This is a genomic window from Streptomyces sp. DH37, assembly GCF_029813835.1.
In the GTDB taxonomy this organism is placed as follows: Bacteria; Actinomycetota; Actinomycetes; order Streptomycetales; family Streptomycetaceae; genus Streptomyces.
The window spans coordinates 132,398-147,426 of record NZ_JARVKV010000009.1; the positions used below are offsets into that span (position 1 = coordinate 132,398).

The window sequence follows — 15,029 nt, forward strand, 5'->3', positions numbered from 1 at the left end:
TCCCCCGCGGCGTTCAGCGCCGGTGGAAGACCCGCGCGGGCGGCTGCGGCGAGGGGGTGGCGGTGGCGTCCGTGACGGGGGCGGCGCCGCCGGTGAAGTCGGCCAGCGCACGGCCGTGTTCGACCCGGCCGGGGTGCGGGTCGCCCGCCGCGCGCCGGGTGAGTTCGGCGACCGGCAGCGCCCGGTCGGAGGCGGCCAGGACGGCGTTGCCGAAGCGCCGCCCGCGCAGTACGGCCGGGTCGGCGACCAGGCACAGCTCGGGGAAGACGGCCGCGGCGGTGGCGACCTGGGCGCGCAGGTGGGCCAGCGGCGGGCCGTCGGCGAGGTTGGCGGCGTAGAGCCCGCCGGGGCGCAGCACGCGGCGGACCTCGGCGAGGAACTCGGCGCTGGTCAGGTGGGCGGGGGTGCGGGCGCCGCCGAAGACGTCCGCGACGACGAGGTCGGCCCGGTCCTCGGGGATCTTCGCCAGCCCGGCGCGGGCGTCGCCGCCGCGCACCCGTATCCGCCAGGCGCCCTCCAGCGGCAGCTCGCGGCGGACGAGGGCGGTCAGCGCGGCGTCCGCCTCCACGACCTGCTGGGTGGAGCGCGGCCGGGTGGCGGCGGTGTAGCGGGCGAGGGTGAGCGCGCCGCCGCCGAGGTGCACGGCCCGCAGCGGCTGTCCGGGCGGGGCGGCCAGGTCGATCAGGTGGCCGATCCTGCGCTGGTACCCGAAGTCCAGGTACGTCGGGTCGTCGAGGTCCACGTGGGACTGCGGGGCGCCGTCGAGCAGCAGCGTCCAGGCGCGCGGCCGGTCCGGGTCCGGCAGGAGCTGGGCCAGTCCGCCGTCGACCGGCTCGCTCACCGGCTCCCTGGTGTGCCTGCCGCTCCCGCGCCGCCGTCCGCTCCTCGCCACACGGCCCAGTATCACCCGTGCGGCCCATCGGCGCTTCCGGGAGCCCCGCCCCGGAAGCCGTCCCTCAGGAACGTCCCTCGGCGGCGGCGAGCGTACGGGCCGCCTCGCCCAGCGCGGCGCGCAGCCGCGCCGGCTCGGTGGTCCCGGCGTGCGCGCTCTCCGGCGGCACCAGCCACCCGGTGCCCGCGACCGGAGGGCCGGCGGCCGGGCCGCCGCGGCGGTGGGCCGGGGTGCAGACGCTGCCCGGCAGGTCCCAGCCGTCCGCGGTGCCGGGCGGCACCAGGAAGCCGAGGGTGCCGCCCGCGCCGTCGTGCAGCACCGGGCCGACGCTCTCGCGCAGGCGCAGGATGTCGACGGCCTCCAGACCCTGCCTCGCGGGCACGGTCACCAGGTCGCAGGGCTCGTCCGGCGGCCCGGCGGACGGCGGACGGCTGCCGGTCTCACAACCGGTGTCCAGCACGAGGGACACCTCCTCCAGGGGTCGTCCTCCACGGTCGCTACACGAGGCTCAACGAACCGGCCTGTCAACCGCTACGGCGCAATGCCGCCGCAAAGGATGGCAGTTCATGGCAGATCAGGTGTGAGATATCCCGTTCGTCGGCAAAACATCTCGTATCTGCCGACGGGCGGCCGGTACGGTCCCGGCCATGGCGTCGTCACCGTCACCCTCAGCGCCGGCGGGTCCGGGCCGCCAGCCCAATCTGGCCTTCCGGCGGTTGCGCGGACGGCTCTCGCCCGGGGAGTTCGCGGCGGCCGTCCGCCGGGCGGCCCGGGAAATAGGCGAGAACGTCTCCTGCGACGCCCGGTACGTCGGGCGGGTGGAGGCCGGGGAGATCCGCTGCCCCAACTACGCCTACGAGCGGGTGTTCCTGCACATGTTCCCGGGGTACTCGCTCACCGATCTGGGCTTCGAACCCCGCCAGGCGGTCCGCGGGCGCACTGCGCGCGGACTGGGGGCGTACGGCGGCGGGTGCACTCCCGCGGAAGCCCGTATGCGCCGGGGTCCCACCCGCGCGGAACCCCATGATCCGGTCCACGGCTCGCCCCCCAGTCCGATCCCCCGTCCGATCCCCAGCCCGATCCCCAGTCCGACCGATCGCCCGACCGACGAGGAGAGCGACGTGCTGCGTCGCGCGTTCATGACCGGCGGCCCGGCCGCCGTGGCGGCGGTGTCCCTGACCCCGTTCGCGCCCGCGGCCTCCGCCGCGGCCCCGGCCACCGCCTCCGGCGGCCGTCCCGGCGAGGCCGAGGCCGCGGCCGTCGAGGAGACCGTGCGCCGCATCCGGCTGCTCGACGACCGGCACGGCGCCGACGGCCTCTACCGGCAGGCCGGTGACGCGCTGCGTGCCGCGTACGACCTGCTGGACGCGGGCGCGCGGCGGCAGTCGGTCGGCGACCGGCTGCACTCCGGGGCCGGCGAACTGGCCGTCTCGGTGGGCTGGCTGGCCCACGACTCGGGCCGCTTCGCCGAGGCCCGGCCGCACTACGCCGAGGCCCTGGCCACCGCCCGGGTCGCCGGGGACGCCGCGCTGGAGGCGCACGCCTTCTGCAACACCTCCTTCCTGGCCCGCGACGCCGGACACCCCCGGGAGGCCGTACGGGCCGCGCAGGCCGGGCAGCACATCGCCCGGCACCTGGGCTCGGCGCGGCTGCTGTCGCTGCTGGCGGCGCGCGAGGCGGGCGGCTGGGCCGGGCTCGCCGACCGCTCGGCCTGCGAGGAGTCGCTCGACCGGGCGCGGACGCTCTTCGAGCGCGGCCCCCGCGACGCCGACCCGGAGTGGATGACCTTCTACGGCGAGGCCGAGCTGAACGGGCTGGAGGCGCAGTGCCGGGCGGCGCTGGGCGACTGGGGGCGCGCGGCACGCTGCGCACGCCGCGCGGTGGCCCTCCAGGACCCGCACTTCGTGCGCAACACCGCCCTGTTCACCGCCGAGTTGGCCGACGACCTCGCGGGCGGGGGCGAGGTGGAGGAGGCCGCCGTGACCGCGGGCCGGGCGCTGGACCTGCTCGGGCGGGTGCGCTCCTCCCGCATCGGCGCGATGCTCGGCGGCACCGCGCGGCGGCTGCGGCACCACCGGGGCGTCCCGGCCGCCGCGGACTTCCTGGACCGTCTGGCCGCGCGGGCCGGGGGCGCCGAGGGGGCCCGCCCGGCCTGACGGCGGGCCCGCCGCCCCCGCGGCTCCGGGGCGGCGGGCCCGCTCCGGAGCCGCTCAGTCCAGGTGGCCCCGGTCGTTCCAGCTCTCGACGGCGGGCTCCCCGTACGCCCAGCCCAGCACCGACAGCGCTCCGGCGTCCAGGCGCAGCCGCGCGGCGAAGGACGGGTCCAGGCCCAGCCAGCGCGCGCCCAGCACCCTGAGCAGATGGCCGTGCGCGAAGACGAGCACGTCCCGCTCCGCCGACCGGGCCCAGGCGACCACCTCGTCGGCGCGGGCCGCGACCTCCGCGAGGCGCTCGCCGTCCACCACGCCGTCGCGCCAGATGAGCCAGTCCTCCCCCGCCCGCTCCCTGATGCCGGACGGGGTCAGCCCCTCGTACGCGCCGTAGTCCCACTCCAGCAGCGCGTCCCAGTCGGCGGCCCGGTCGCCGAAGCCCGCCAGGTCGCAGGTCTCCCTGGCCCTCGCCAGCGGGCTGGTGCGCACCTCGGCGTCCGGCAGCCCGTCCCAGGGCGCGCGGCGCAGCCGCCCGCCCACCGCCTCCGCCATCCGGCGCCCCTCGTCGAGCAGGGGGACGTCGGTGCGGCCGGTGTGCCGTCCGGACCGGGACCATGCGGTCTGGCCGTGCCGGACCGCCAGGATGCGCGCTGCCATGTCGGGCCTTTCACGAGGGGCTCCCGGCGCGGGTCGCCGGGCTCGCAACCATCATCACGCGCCGGTGCCGGGCGCCGTCGCTCAACCCCCCGCCGGCCTCCCGCGTCTCTCCGCTCGCACGCGCACCGTACGGTCGCCCGGCCGTCGGGCGGCCGACCGCGAGAGTTGGGGGAGCGTTCGCAATGGCCCGGACACGGCTTCGGTGGTGGACCGAACTGCCGCTGATCGCCGTGGTCTACGGCGTGTACTCCGCCGGACGGCTGCTCGCGCGCGGCGACGTCTCGACGGCCGTCGACCACGGGCTGGCGATCCTGCGGCTCGAGGAACGGCTGAGCCTGGATCCCGAACGGTTCCTCAACCGGCTGTTCACCGGCCACGCGTGGCTCGGCGTGCCCGCCGACTTCGCCTACGCCACGCTGCACTACGTGGTCACCCCGGCCGTCCTGGTGTGGGTGTTCCGCCGCCACTCGGCCCACTACCGGAGGCTGCGCACCTGGCTGATGGTCTCCACCCTCATCGGCCTGGCCGGCTTCACGCTGGTCCCGACCTGCCCGCCGCGCCTGCTCGCCGCCGCGCACGGCTTCACCGACACCATGGCGCAGTACGGCGAGTACGGCTGGTGGGGCGGCGAGGCCAGCGCCCCGCGGGGCCTGGGGGGACTGACCAACCAGTACGCGGCGATGCCCAGCCTGCACGTCGGCTGGGCGCTGTGGTGCGGCGTGGTGCTGTGGCGGCTGGGCGGGCGCGGGCCCTGGGCCCGCGCGGCGGCCGTCGGCTATCCGCTGCTGACCACGGTGGTGGTGATGGGCACCGCCAACCACTACCTGCTGGACGCGGTGGCGGGCGCGGCGGTGATGGGCGCCGGGCTGCTGCTGACCCGTCCGGCGCTGCGGTGCGCGGACCGGGCGGCCGCGTGGGCGCGGCGGTACGGGCCGGACGGGCGGGCGGAGGACGCGCGGCCGGGCGGCCCGCTCCCCGGCCGGCGGGCCGCCGCACCGGCCCGGGAGGAACTCAACTCCACGATTGTCACAGCCGGATGCCACACTTCCCCGGGTGAGCAACAACCCCGACAGCCAACCGACGACAGCCCTGCGCCGGCGGCTCGCTGAGCTGCGCGGCGCCGACGTCGCGCCCCGGCCGCTGGACGCGCGGGCGCTCGCCGCGCTGGCCGCCAACCCCGGCTGCCGCCGCCGGGCGCTGCTGGACGGCGCCGGGGTGGACAAGGGCGCGCTGGCGAAGGCGCTGGGCTCCCCCGCCGCCTTCGGCCAGTCGCAGTTCGCGTTCGTGCGCGGTCACGCCTTCGAGGCGCGGGTGAAGGGGGACGGCGGCGCCGAGCTGATGCGCCTGGTCCACGCGCGCACGGCCGCGGCGGGCGTCCCGGCCCCCGAGCCCGGCGAGGTCTCCGTGCCCGACCTGTCGGCGGCCGGTCCGGCCGGACGCGCGGAACGCACGCGGCTCGCCCTGGAGCGGGCCGTGGCCGACGGCGGCTGGACGCTGCTGGACCACCCGATGGTGCGGCTGGACGTGGCCGGGTCGCCCGCCTACCTGGAGCCCGACGCGGTGGCGGTCCACCCGGACGGCCGCTGGACGGTGGTGGAGATCAAGTCCTTCCCGATCCTGGACGGTTCGGCCGATCCGGCCAAGGTGGGCGCGGCGGCACGCCAGGCGGCCGTCTACGCCCTGGCGCTCCGGGCGCTCGGCGGCCGGGTGGACGAACGGGCCCTGCTGGTCTGCCCCAGGGACTTCTCCAATCTGCCCACCGCGGAGGCCGTCGACCTGCGCAGGCAACTGGCCACCACCCGGCGGCAGCTCGCCCGGCTGACGCGGCTGGAGGAGATCGCCGCCGCGCTGCCCGAGGGCGCCACCTTCGATCCGGCCCGCCCGGCCGCCGAGTTGGCCGGTTCCGTGGAGTCGGTCCCGGCGGCCTACGCGCCGCAGTGCCTGGCCACCTGCGAACTGGCCTTCCACTGCCGCGACCACGCGCGGGCGGAGGGCGCCGTGGAGGTGCTGGGGCGCGAGGTGCGCGGGGAGCTGGGCGGGCTGACCACGATCGGGGCGGTCCTGGCGGCGGCCCGCGGGGACGGCGACTGCGGGGACGACCGCGGGAGCGACCGCGGGGACCCCGGCGGCCCCCCGGAGAGCACGGCCGAGGACCCGGCCGCCGCCGCGCTCCGGCGCGCCGCCCGGCTGCGCGCCGAGGCCCTGGCGGCCGCGGGGAGGCCCTGATGTCGCTGATCTCCACCCTGGCCCGGATCGAGGCCGTCGCCGCGGGCCGGGCCCGGCCCGCGGCGACGGTGCGCCACCGGCACCTGACCGAGCGGCCCCTGGTCCTCGTGCCGCTGACCACCGCCGGCGAGGCCGGCGCCCCACTGGGCGCGATGGTGGGGACGGAGCGGGACGCGCCGCGCCTGCTGGTCGTGCCGCAGCCGCGCGACCGCACGCTGCGGTTCGCCTTCCTCGCCGAGCTGGCCGACGCCGTGCTGCCGCACCTGGAGGCCGCGCAGGACGAGGTCGAGCTCCAGGAGCGCTCCGAGACCGACCCGGAGACGGGGAGGAAGGTGAAGGTCGAGGTCGAGCTGTGCGCGGACGCGCCGCAGCTGGTCGTGCCCAACACCGCGGGCGTCGCCTACGTACGGCTGCTGGGCCGGTCGACGCGCTTCCGCCGCACCGCCGAGGAGGACCCCGGGGCCGCCCACCCGGCACCGGCCCGGCTGCCGCTGCTGGGGCGGTGGCTGACGCACTACGGGGAGCGGGCCCGGGTGCCCGGCTCCTCGCTGCTGCTGGCCGTCACCGAGCTGCTGGCCCGCCACTGGGCCACGGGCCAGAGCCGCCTGGAGGACCAGCACCTGGGCGCCCTGCTGGCCTGGATCACCGCCGGGGACGGCGGGTCGGGAGCGGAGGCCGCGCTCCGGGCCGAGCTGGCCCGCGACCGCGACGGACTGCTGCTCACCCCGCCCGCGGGCCCGGCCACCGACCCGGCCTTCGACAACCGCAGGCTCGCGCCGGCCGTCGCGCGCCACGACGCCGGGCTGCCCGGCGCCGAGGAGGAGATCCGCGCGCTGGTCGCCTCCCAGCTGCGGCCCACCTGGGACGCGGTGTGGCAGGGCCTGGACCTGCTGCGCGCGCTGCCCCCGGGCGAGCGCGTCGCCGACCGCTGGAAGCGGGACCGCTGGTCCTACACCGCCCACCGCGACCGGCTGCGCGCCGGCGAGCCGCCGCAGCCCCGGCGCGACGACGCGGTGACGGCCGCGCGCAAGCTCGCCGCGCGGGAGACGGCCCAGGCGGAGCTGGCCGCGCAGGAGGCGCTGGACGACCCGCTGGTGATGGCGGAGCGGCGGCTGGCCGGGGAGGCGTTCGCGGGCGAGGTCGTCGAGGTGGAGATGGCGTACTCGGAGGGCAAGCGGCCGATGCCGCGCCCGCTGGTCACCGTCCGCACGGACGACCGGCCGCACCTGGACGGGGACGAGCGGCTGTACCGGGCCCTGGCGTGCGGGAAGTCGCAGCCGGGCGTGTTCGCCGGGTCCCCCGCGCCGGGTCTGCTGACCGTGCGGCTGACCGGCGGCATGGGCCGGGGCAGGGTCCCCGAGGCCGGATCGGTGCCGGAGAAGGGCGAGACGGTGTGCTGGACGCTGTTCGAGCACGCGCCGCGCGGCGGCCCCGGCCTGCCGGACCCGGAGGAGACTCCGTGGACGCACGGCGGACCGCCCGACCCCGACGCCCTCGACGCGCCCGACCCCGTGACGGCGGAGGACCTCCTGTGACCGGCGCCCCGGACGGCACCGGCCCCCTCACCGGGGCCGGGACCGAAGCCGAGACCGAAGCCGAGACCGAAGCCGAGACCGAAGCCGACCCGGGCGCGGCCGCCGCCGCGGCGACCGAGGCGATCCTGCGCGACGCCCTCTCCGGCGCCCACCGGGGCGTGGTGGTGGACTCGCCGCCCGGCGCCGGCAAGACCACGCTGGTGGTGCGCGCCGCCCGGGAGCTGGCCGCGGCGGGCCGGCCGCTGATGGTCGTCGCCCAGACCAACGCCCAGGTCGACGACCTCGTGGACCGGCTGGCGACGGCCGACCCGGAGCTGCCGGTGGGGCGGCTGCACAGCAGCGAGGCGCAGCCGTACGACCCGGTGCTGGACCGGCACCCGTCGGTGGTGAAGTCGGCGAAGGCCGCGGATCTGGCCGGGCTGGACGTGGTGGTCTCCACGGCCGCCAAGTGGGCTCACGTCAAGGGCGCCGGGCCGTGGGAGCAGGCCATCGTGGACGAGGCGTACCAGATGCGCTCCGACGCGCTGCTGTCTGTGGCCGGGCTGTTCGAGCGGGCGCTGTTCGTGGGCGACCCGGGCCAGCTCGATCCGTTCAGCCAGGTCGCCGCCGAGCAGTGGGCGGGGTTGTCGTACGACCCGTCGGCCAGCGCCGTGACCACGCTCCTGGCGCACAACCCGGAGCTGCCGGTGCACCGGCTGCCGGTCTCCTGGCGGCTGCCCGCCTCGGCCGCGCCGCTGGTGTCGAGGGCGTTCTACCCGTACACCCCGTTCCGCAGCGGCACCGGCCCGGGCGAGCGGCGGCTGGAGTTCTCGGCGCCCTCGGACGGCTCCTCCGTGGACCGGGTGCTGGACGAGGCGGCGTCCTCCGGGTGGGGGCTGCTGGAGCTGCCCGCCCGCCACACCCCGCGCACCGATCCGGAGGCGGTCGCGGCCGTGGCGGCGGTGGTGCGGCGGATGCTGGAGCGCCGCGGGGCGGCGTTCGGCGAGCGCTCGCAGGGCCCCGCCCCGGTGACGGAGGACCGGATCGCGGTCGGCACCGCCCACCGCGACCAGGCGGCGGCGGTCCGCGCGGCGCTGGCCTCCCTGGGCGTGACCGGGGTCACGGTGGACACCGCCAACCGGCTCCAGGGCCGCGAGTTCGACGTGACGGTGGTGCTCCACCCGCTGTCGGGCCGCCCGGACGCCACGGCCTTCCACCTGGAGACGGGGCGGCTGTGCGTCCTGGCCTCGCGCCACCGGCACGCCTGCGTGGTGGTGTGCCGGGCGGGCGTGCCCGAACTGCTGGACGAGCACCCCTCCGCCGAGCCGGTCCAGCTCGGCGTCACCGTGAAGTTCCCGGACGGCTGGGAGGCCAACCACGCGGTCCTGGCCCATCTCGCGGAGCACTCCGTGCCCTGGTGACCGGTCCGGTCCCCGTCCGGCGTCCGCGGGCGCCGGGCGGGGACCGCCCGCTCGGCCCCGCGCCGGGCGGGCACACGGTGGAGAATGGAACGCTGTCCACGATCGACGGAGGTACCTCCATGCCCGAGCCGAACCCGGCTCCGGACCGGCGCGGCGGCGCCCCGCGCCACCGGCGCCCCGCACCGCTGCTCTTCGAGCCGCCGGACGCCGCGGCGGATCCCGAGCACTTCTTCGACCTGGAGTCCATCGAGGACCCGCGCGAGCTGCTGGGCCGCGCCACCGAGCTGGCGCTGGCCTTCCGGGCGGCGGCGGACCGGGCCATGGAGTTCCAGGCCGTGGCGGCGGCGCAGCTCGCCGACCCCAAGCGCTTCGACCGGCTCTCGGACGAGGCGATCGCCGAGCGGGCCGAGTGGACGGCCGACTACGCCCGCAAGATGATCGACTTCGGCCGCGGGCTGATGAGGGACCGCACCCCGGAGTGAGCGCCGGGCCGCGGCCACCGGAGTACGGCGGCCGGGGTACGGCGGGCGGCCGGGGTGCGGCGGCCGGATCGTGATGACCGCGGCCACGGCCTCCGGCATATGCGAGGGGCGGAAGATACCGGATGCCGACGCCCCGTGTCCCGTTTTCCGGAATTTCCAGGGGCGGTACACAGGTCGCCGGTAGATGTAGGAGGCATGAGCGATCCCGCCGCCTACGTGACCCCTGCCGGAGCCGACTGGCTCGCCTCCTCGAGCGCCTTCCCGCGCAGCGTCCACGCGCTGTGGGCGGTGCGTCCCGGCGCCCCGAGCACCCTGCCCTGCGGCACCGCCTTCGACGTGGTCAGCGTCGGCGCGCTGTTCGGGCGCCGGATGCTGGACCGGCTGTGGACCGCCGGACCGGGCACCGGCCCGGTGGCGCTCCACGCCGGCCGGATGCTCCTGTTCGCCGAACCCGGCACCGCCCAGCGGCTGCCGGCCCTGCTGCGCTGGCGGGAGTGGCGGGGCTCCTCCCCGGCGAGAGCGGACGGCGACGGCGCCGACGGCGGTGCGGAAACGATCCCCCCGCTGCTCTGCTACGGCCTCGGCGACGCCGTGACCGTCCCCCCGCCGGTGCCCGGCGAGGGCTGTCCGCCCACCACCCGCTGGCTGGTCGCCCCGGACGTCCGGAAGCCCTGGCTGCCGGGTACGGAGGCGCTGCTGTGGGCCTGCGTGCGGGCCGTGCGGGCGGGCGGCCCGGGGCGCGGGGGCGGGCGTGATCAATCGATTTCCGCTCCCTCGGACCAGGGTGCTAAGGTCTACCACGTCAGCAGGCGCCGCTAGCTCAGTTGGTTAGAGCAGCTGACTCTTAATCAGCGGGTCCGGGGTTCGAGTCCCTGGCGGCGCACAGACACCGGAGGGCCTCCGCGGAAGCGGAGGCCCTCCGGCTTTCCCGCTCCGCGGGCCCCCGCGGCGTCCGTCCCGCGGGGGCCGCACCGTCGCTCACACCGCCCCCGGGCCCGTACCCGCGGCCGGCCCCAGCGCTCCCCGTACCTCGACCTCCACCTGCCAGCCCCGCTCGGTGCGGTCCCCGACCCTCACCCGCACGGTGCCCGTGCCCATGTCCACCTCCATGCTCTCCCCCGGCCCCAGCGGCGCGTCGGCCAGCGGCGGGTACACCGAGATGCGGCCGCACGCCCCGGTTCCGGGATGGCCGTCCACCACCTTGACCGGGCCGTGCGCCGAGGGGACGTCGTTGCGCACCCGGTAGGCCAGCACGCCGCTGGTGCAGGACGTGACGTCGTTGCCGCTGGGCTCCCGGGCCTCGATCGCCAGCGCCTCGCCGCGGCCCGTGCGGACCGTTATCAGCCGGGTGTCGGAGCCGCCGGGCAGCCCGCCGTCGCCGCCCGGGGCGCTGATCGCCCGCAGGACGTGCCGGCTGGTGCCGGGCTCGACGCGGCAGTCGATCTCGCCGCCGTCCAGCCAGCCCAGCTTCCACTTGTGCCAGCCGAAGGGCTCCGGGGACAGCCCGAACTGGCTGCCCATGATGTCCCAGTCGCCGACGTGGGTGTCCCAGTCCCCGGCGTCGTCCTCGGGCTGGTGGTAGAGGTCGGGCAGGTCGAAGATGTGCAGGGTCTCGTGGGCGAGGACGTTGCGGTCCGGCGGGTGCTTCTCGAAGACCGTCACGACGCGGCGCAGTTCGGTGCCGTCCACGGTGATCGGCTGGTCGAGGTTGACGACCTTGGTGGCGTCGGAGTTCACGCCGGGCGCGTCGGGGTCGGCGACGAGGTAGACGATGTCGTAGTCGCCGAAGTCCACGTGGGGGTCCACCGCGGTGACGGCGTCGTGGAGGTAGGCGCCGCGCAGGTCCGGCTCCCAGTCGCGCTGTATCCCGTAGGCCCGGGAGTCGGCCGCCATCTCGAACCAGCGGGGCGTCGCGTGCGGGCGCAGCGTGAAGGCGCCGTAGGAGGCGCGCTCGAAGAAGTCCGAGGTCTCCGGGAAGTAGTCGGCGGCGAGCCGGCGGGGGGTGACGGCAGGCCGGGCGTCCGGGAAGGACAGGAAGACCATCAGCGCGTCGAGCTCCCCCCGGGGCCGGGGGTAGGCCGGGTGCCAGGTGTCCAGGCCCTCGGAGTGGTGGAGGGCGGTGCGCTCCAGGGCGCAGGAGTCGGCGGTCGCCGCGACGGCGACCGGCCCGGTGACCAGGCTCGTGCCGATCAGCGCGGAGAACGCCGTGAGCACCGATCCGGTCCTGCGGGACCGGGGGCCCAGCCAGGAGCCGCCCGGCCGGGGCACGGGCGCGCTCCGTCCCCCGCCGGTCCACTCGGCCCTGCGCATACGCCGCACATCGTCCTCCCGCGGTGGTGTCGGGGCACGGCGCCCCGAGGAGGGGCACGGCACCCACTGTGTGCCTTCCGTTGGCCGCGTGCCCCGTTCCGCTAAGCCGTACGAGTGAGACCCCACAGGATCACCGTGCGTAACAACCGGTCATCATCGGTCGTCAGCGTGAAGTTGCCGCGCAGGAACGATCAGCCGCTCGAAAATGCATCCGCAGAGTCCGTCGCACGGATCCGGAACACTCCGCGCGACACTGGCTCGGTCGCCCGATAAGCCTCTATGATCGGCACATTTCCAGGGCGGACACCCCACGACGGCCACCGGCCCGCCGCCCGGGCCACCTACACGAGACGAGTCCCCTGCGGGAGCGACCGGTGAATGGACCACTCGACGGACCGGGCAGGAAACCGGGTGACAGTCCGGGCACGACGACACCCGCCGTGACCGAGGGTAATCATCCTGCGGATCCCCGGACCTCCACCCCTCCCGCCCCTCCCCCCGGCGGCTCCCTCGATCCGGCGGCCTACCGCACCGCCTTCGAGGCCGCCGAGCTCGCGATGGCGGTGATCGACGGCGAGGGGCGCGTCCTGGCCGCCAACCACGCGCTCGGCCAGCTGCTGGGCGCCCCCGCCGACGAACTCGCCGGCACGCCCGTCGCCTCCCTGGCCGGGCTCGGCATCGAGGACCGGGCCCGCGACGACTGCCAGGCCGTCCTGGAGGGGCGCAGCACCCTGATGAGCTGCACCCGCCGCCTCAAGCACGGGGACGGCCGCTCCGTGTGGGCCAGGGTGACCGTGGTGCCCACCGGCGGGCCGGCCGAGCGGTCGGGACGGCACCGCGGCGCCGCCCTGCTGTCCGTCGCCGACATCAGCGAGCGGCGCGACCTCCAGGAGCGGCTGCGGCACCTGCAGATGCACGACCCGGTCACCCGGCTGCCCAACCGCTCCCTGTTCTTCGAGCGGCTGTCCGCCGCGCTCGCCGAGTCCACCACCGGCCGGATCGGGCTGTGCTACCTGGACCTGGACGGCTTCAAGGCCGTCAACGACACGCTCGGCCACCGGGTGGGCGACCGGCTCCTGGACGCGGTCGCCCGTCGGCTGCGCCGGTGCGCCGAGCCGGGCGGGCACCTGGTGGCCCGGCTGGGCGGCGACGAGTTCGCCCTGCTCGCCGAGGCCTCCACCGGCACGCAGCCGCTGACCGAGCTGGCCGAGGAGGTGCTCGCCGCCCTCCAGCAGCCGTTCGACCTGGCCGGGCAGCGGCTGGCGGTCTCCGCGAGCATCGGGGTGGTGGAGCGGCCCGCCGCCGGGACCACCGCCACGGAGCTGATGCAGGCCGCGGACACCACGCTCTACTGGGCCAAGGCCGACGGCAAGGCCCGCTGGACGCTCTTCGACCCCGAGCGCAACGCCAGCCGCATGACCCGCCAGGCGCTGTCCAGCACGCTGCGCCCGGCGCTGGAGCGCGGCGAGTTCGCGCTGGAGTACCAGCCGATCGTCTCCCTCCACGACGAGACGCTCACCGGGGTGGAGGCGCTGGTGCGCTGGCGCCACCCGCGGTTCGGCACGCTCGGCCCGAACCGGTTCATCGGGCTGGCCGAGGAGAACGGCGCCATCGTGCCGCTGGGCCGCTGGATCCTGGGCGAATCGTGCCGCCAGGCCCGCCGCTGGCAGCTGGAGCAGCCCGACCGGCCGCTGTACGTCAGCGTCAACGTGGCCGTACGGCAGGTGTGGGACTCCGACCTGGTGGCCGACGTCGCCGCGATCCTGCGGGAGACGGGGCTGCCGCCGGGGCTGCTCCAGCTGGAGCTGACCGAGTCGGCGGTGATGGGGTCGGCGGGCCGGCCGCTGAAGGCGCTCCAGGCGCTGTCCGACATGGGCGTGCGCATCGCGATCGACGACTTCGGCACCGGCTACTCCAACCTCGCCTACCTCAGCAGGCTCCCGGTGCGCGGCCTGAAGCTGGACGGCACGTTCGTCCGCGGGTTCCGCACCGCCCGCCACCTCAACCCGGCCGACGAGACGATCGTCACCTCACTGGTCCAGCTCGCCCACAACCTCGGTCTGACGGTCACCGCCGAGTGCGTCGAGGGCCCGGCCCAGGCCGACCGGCTGCGGCGGATCGGCTGCGACACCGGCCAGGGCTGGCACTACTCCAAGCCGGTGTCGCCGGACCGCATCAGTCAGCTGCTGGTGGCGGACGGCAGACCGTAGGCGTCGGCGATCAGCCCGTAGCTGCGCAGCCGCGCGTCCGCCCCGTGCGACTGCGAGGTGATCATCAGCTCGTCGGCGCCGGTGCGCTTGGCCAGCGCGTCGAGGCCGTCGCGGACCCGCTCGGGCGTGCCGTGCACCACGTTGGCCAGCCAGCCGTGCACGAAGTCGCGCTCGGCCTCGCCCATGCCCCGCTCGTACTCCTCGGCCTCCTCGGGCGTGGGCACCAGGCCGGGGCGCCCGGTGCGCAGCCGCAGCATCGCCAGCGCGCCGGTCATCACCTGGCGGCGCGCCTCCCGCTCCTCGTCCGCCGCCAGGGCCGAGACGCCGATCAGGGCGTACGGCTCGTCCAGCACGTCCGAGGGGCGGAACGAGGAGCGGTACAGCTCCAGGGCCGGGACGGTGTTGGCGGCCGAGAAGTGGTGGGCGAAGGCGAAGGGCAGGCCGAGGCTCCCGGCGAGCTGCGCGCTGAAGCCGGAGGAGCCCAGCAGCCACACCGGCGGCCGGTTCGCCGACTGCACCCCGCCGGGCACGCTGCCCTGGACGGGGCCGGGGACGGCGTGGATGCGGGCGTAGGGGTGGCCGTCGGGGAAGTCGTCGTCGAGGAAGCGGATCAGCTCGGCGAGCTGGCGCGGGAACTCGTCGGCCACCTCGTGCGGGCGGTCGGTGCGGCGCAGCGCGGCGGCCGTCGCCCCGTCGGTGCCGGGGGCGCGGCCCAGGCCCAGGTCGACGCGGCCGGGCGCGAGCGCCTCCAGGGTGCCGAACTGCTCGGCGATCACCAGGGGCGCGTGGTTGGGCAGCATCACGCCGCCCGAGCCGAGGCGGATGGCCGTGGTGTGCGCGGCGAGGTGGGCGAGGATGACGGCGGGCGAGGAACTGGCGACGCCGGGCATGGAGTGGTGCTCGGCCACCCACAGGCGGTGGTAGCCCCGGCCCTCGGCCAGCTTCGCGATCTCCACGGAGGTGCGCAGGGCGTCGGTGGCGGTACGGCCGGCGCCGACGGTGGCGAGATCGAGCACGGACAGCGGGACGGGGGCGGCGCCGAGGGCCGTGCCCCGTACCGGGTCGCCGCCCGGTCCGTCGTTCCTCGCGTCTGCGTCCTTCACCGGATCCATCGCGGGCCGCCTCCTCGGGGTGCGTGTGCCGCGGAACGTCCGCGACGGAAGAGGA

13 protein-coding genes and 1 tRNA gene are annotated in these 15,029 nt (G+C 76.6%); 9 read left to right on the plus strand and 5 right to left on the minus strand.

Annotation, left to right across the window (positions count from 1 at the left end; translation table 11 throughout):
- Nucleotides 1–13: 13 nt before the first annotated feature.
- Both QC029_RS07630 and QC029_RS07635 read right to left on the minus strand, forming a co-directional pair.
- Entirely contained in the window at nucleotides 14–901 is an 888-nt protein-coding gene (locus tag QC029_RS07630) for a spermidine synthase (protein WP_279554726.1), read from the minus strand.
- 55 nt (nucleotides 902–956) lie between these two features.
- Complete coding sequence (locus tag QC029_RS07635) at nucleotides 957–1,352, minus strand: hypothetical protein (protein WP_279554694.1); 396 nt, start codon at nucleotides 1,350–1,352, stop codon at nucleotides 957–959.
- A 187-nt stretch (nucleotides 1,353–1,539) separates the two neighbouring features.
- Here QC029_RS07635 and QC029_RS07640 point away from each other — a divergent pair, with 187 nt between their 5' ends.
- Nucleotides 1,540–3,048 carry a hypothetical protein gene (locus QC029_RS07640; protein ID WP_279554695.1) on the plus strand — a complete coding sequence of 503 codons (1,509 nt, stop codon included), beginning with the start codon at nucleotides 1,540–1,542 and terminating at the stop codon, nucleotides 3,046–3,048.
- A 54-nt stretch (nucleotides 3,049–3,102) separates the two neighbouring features.
- Here the strand turns inward: QC029_RS07640 and QC029_RS07645 are convergent, their stop codons facing one another.
- Nucleotides 3,103–3,699 (minus strand): histidine phosphatase family protein, encoded by a 597-nt coding sequence (locus QC029_RS07645; RefSeq protein ID WP_279554696.1) that lies wholly within the window; start codon nucleotides 3,697–3,699, stop codon nucleotides 3,103–3,105.
- A 182-nt stretch (nucleotides 3,700–3,881) separates the two neighbouring features.
- On the opposite strand from QC029_RS07645, the gene QC029_RS07650 reads away from it, so the two are divergent.
- From QC029_RS07650 to QC029_RS07680, 7 genes are all read left to right on the plus strand, one after another.
- Nucleotides 3,882–4,808: a phosphatase PAP2 family protein gene (locus tag QC029_RS07650; RefSeq protein ID WP_279554697.1), complete on the plus strand. Its 927-nt coding sequence runs from the start codon at nucleotides 3,882–3,884 to the stop codon at nucleotides 4,806–4,808.
- A complete protein-coding gene (locus QC029_RS07655) occupies nucleotides 4,753–5,925 on the plus strand; it encodes a hypothetical protein (protein WP_279554698.1) in 1,173 nt (390 codons plus the stop codon). Before QC029_RS07650 ends, QC029_RS07655 begins: the two co-directional genes overlap by 56 nt.
- Nucleotides 5,925–7,460 carry a hypothetical protein gene (locus tag QC029_RS07660; RefSeq protein WP_279554699.1) on the plus strand — a complete coding sequence of 512 codons (1,536 nt, stop codon included), beginning with the start codon at nucleotides 5,925–5,927 and terminating at the stop codon, nucleotides 7,458–7,460. Before QC029_RS07655 ends, QC029_RS07660 begins: the two co-directional genes overlap by 1 nt.
- A gap of 122 nt (nucleotides 7,461–7,582) precedes the next feature.
- Nucleotides 7,583–8,860: an AAA domain-containing protein gene (locus QC029_RS07665; protein WP_279554727.1), complete on the plus strand. Its 1,278-nt coding sequence runs from the start codon at nucleotides 7,583–7,585 to the stop codon at nucleotides 8,858–8,860.
- A gap of 119 nt (nucleotides 8,861–8,979) precedes the next feature.
- Nucleotides 8,980–9,342: a hypothetical protein gene (locus QC029_RS07670; RefSeq protein ID WP_279554700.1), complete on the plus strand. Its 363-nt coding sequence runs from the start codon at nucleotides 8,980–8,982 to the stop codon at nucleotides 9,340–9,342.
- A gap of 195 nt (nucleotides 9,343–9,537) precedes the next feature.
- Nucleotides 9,538–10,161: a hypothetical protein gene (locus tag QC029_RS07675; protein ID WP_279554701.1), complete on the plus strand. Its 624-nt coding sequence runs from the start codon at nucleotides 9,538–9,540 to the stop codon at nucleotides 10,159–10,161.
- Nucleotides 10,152–10,225 (plus strand) — tRNA-Lys (locus tag QC029_RS07680). Before QC029_RS07675 ends, QC029_RS07680 begins: the two co-directional genes overlap by 10 nt.
- Before the next feature lie 95 nt (nucleotides 10,226–10,320).
- Here QC029_RS07680 and QC029_RS07685 read toward each other — a convergent pair.
- Complete coding sequence (locus QC029_RS07685; RefSeq protein WP_279554702.1) at nucleotides 10,321–11,652, minus strand: M6 family metalloprotease domain-containing protein; 1,332 nt, start codon at nucleotides 11,650–11,652, stop codon at nucleotides 10,321–10,323.
- 374 nt (nucleotides 11,653–12,026) lie between these two features.
- On the opposite strand from QC029_RS07685, the gene QC029_RS07690 reads away from it, so the two are divergent.
- Nucleotides 12,027–13,862: a bifunctional diguanylate cyclase/phosphodiesterase gene (locus QC029_RS07690; RefSeq protein WP_279554703.1), complete on the plus strand. Its 1,836-nt coding sequence runs from the start codon at nucleotides 12,027–12,029 to the stop codon at nucleotides 13,860–13,862.
- Here QC029_RS07690 and QC029_RS07695 read toward each other — a convergent pair.
- Entirely contained in the window at nucleotides 13,832–14,974 is a 1,143-nt protein-coding gene (locus tag QC029_RS07695; RefSeq protein ID WP_279554704.1) for an LLM class flavin-dependent oxidoreductase, read from the minus strand. The two genes, QC029_RS07690 and QC029_RS07695, sit on opposite strands and share 31 nt — an antisense overlap.
- Nucleotides 14,975–15,029: the final 55 nt, after the last annotated feature.

Excerpts from the sequence above, each read along its gene's own strand:
- QC029_RS07650 (WP_279554697.1), top strand. The coding sequence starts at position 3,882 with ATGGCCCGGACACGGCTTCGGTGGTGGACCGAACTGCCGCTGATCGCC.
- QC029_RS07695 (WP_279554704.1), bottom strand. The coding sequence starts at position 14,974 with ATGGATCCGGTGAAGGACGCAGACGCGAGGAACGACGGACCGGGCGGC.
- QC029_RS07670 (WP_279554700.1), top strand. The coding sequence starts at position 8,980 with ATGCCCGAGCCGAACCCGGCTCCGGACCGGCGCGGCGGCGCCCCGCGC.
- QC029_RS07685 (WP_279554702.1), bottom strand. The coding sequence starts at position 11,652 with ATGCGCAGGGCCGAGTGGACCGGCGGGGGACGGAGCGCGCCCGTGCCC.
- QC029_RS07660 (WP_279554699.1), top strand. The coding sequence starts at position 5,925 with ATGTCGCTGATCTCCACCCTGGCCCGGATCGAGGCCGTCGCCGCGGGC.
- QC029_RS07675 (WP_279554701.1), top strand. The coding sequence starts at position 9,538 with ATGAGCGATCCCGCCGCCTACGTGACCCCTGCCGGAGCCGACTGGCTC.
- QC029_RS07645 (WP_279554696.1), bottom strand. The coding sequence starts at position 3,699 with ATGGCAGCGCGCATCCTGGCGGTCCGGCACGGCCAGACCGCATGGTCC.
- QC029_RS07640 (WP_279554695.1), top strand. The coding sequence starts at position 1,540 with ATGGCGTCGTCACCGTCACCCTCAGCGCCGGCGGGTCCGGGCCGCCAG.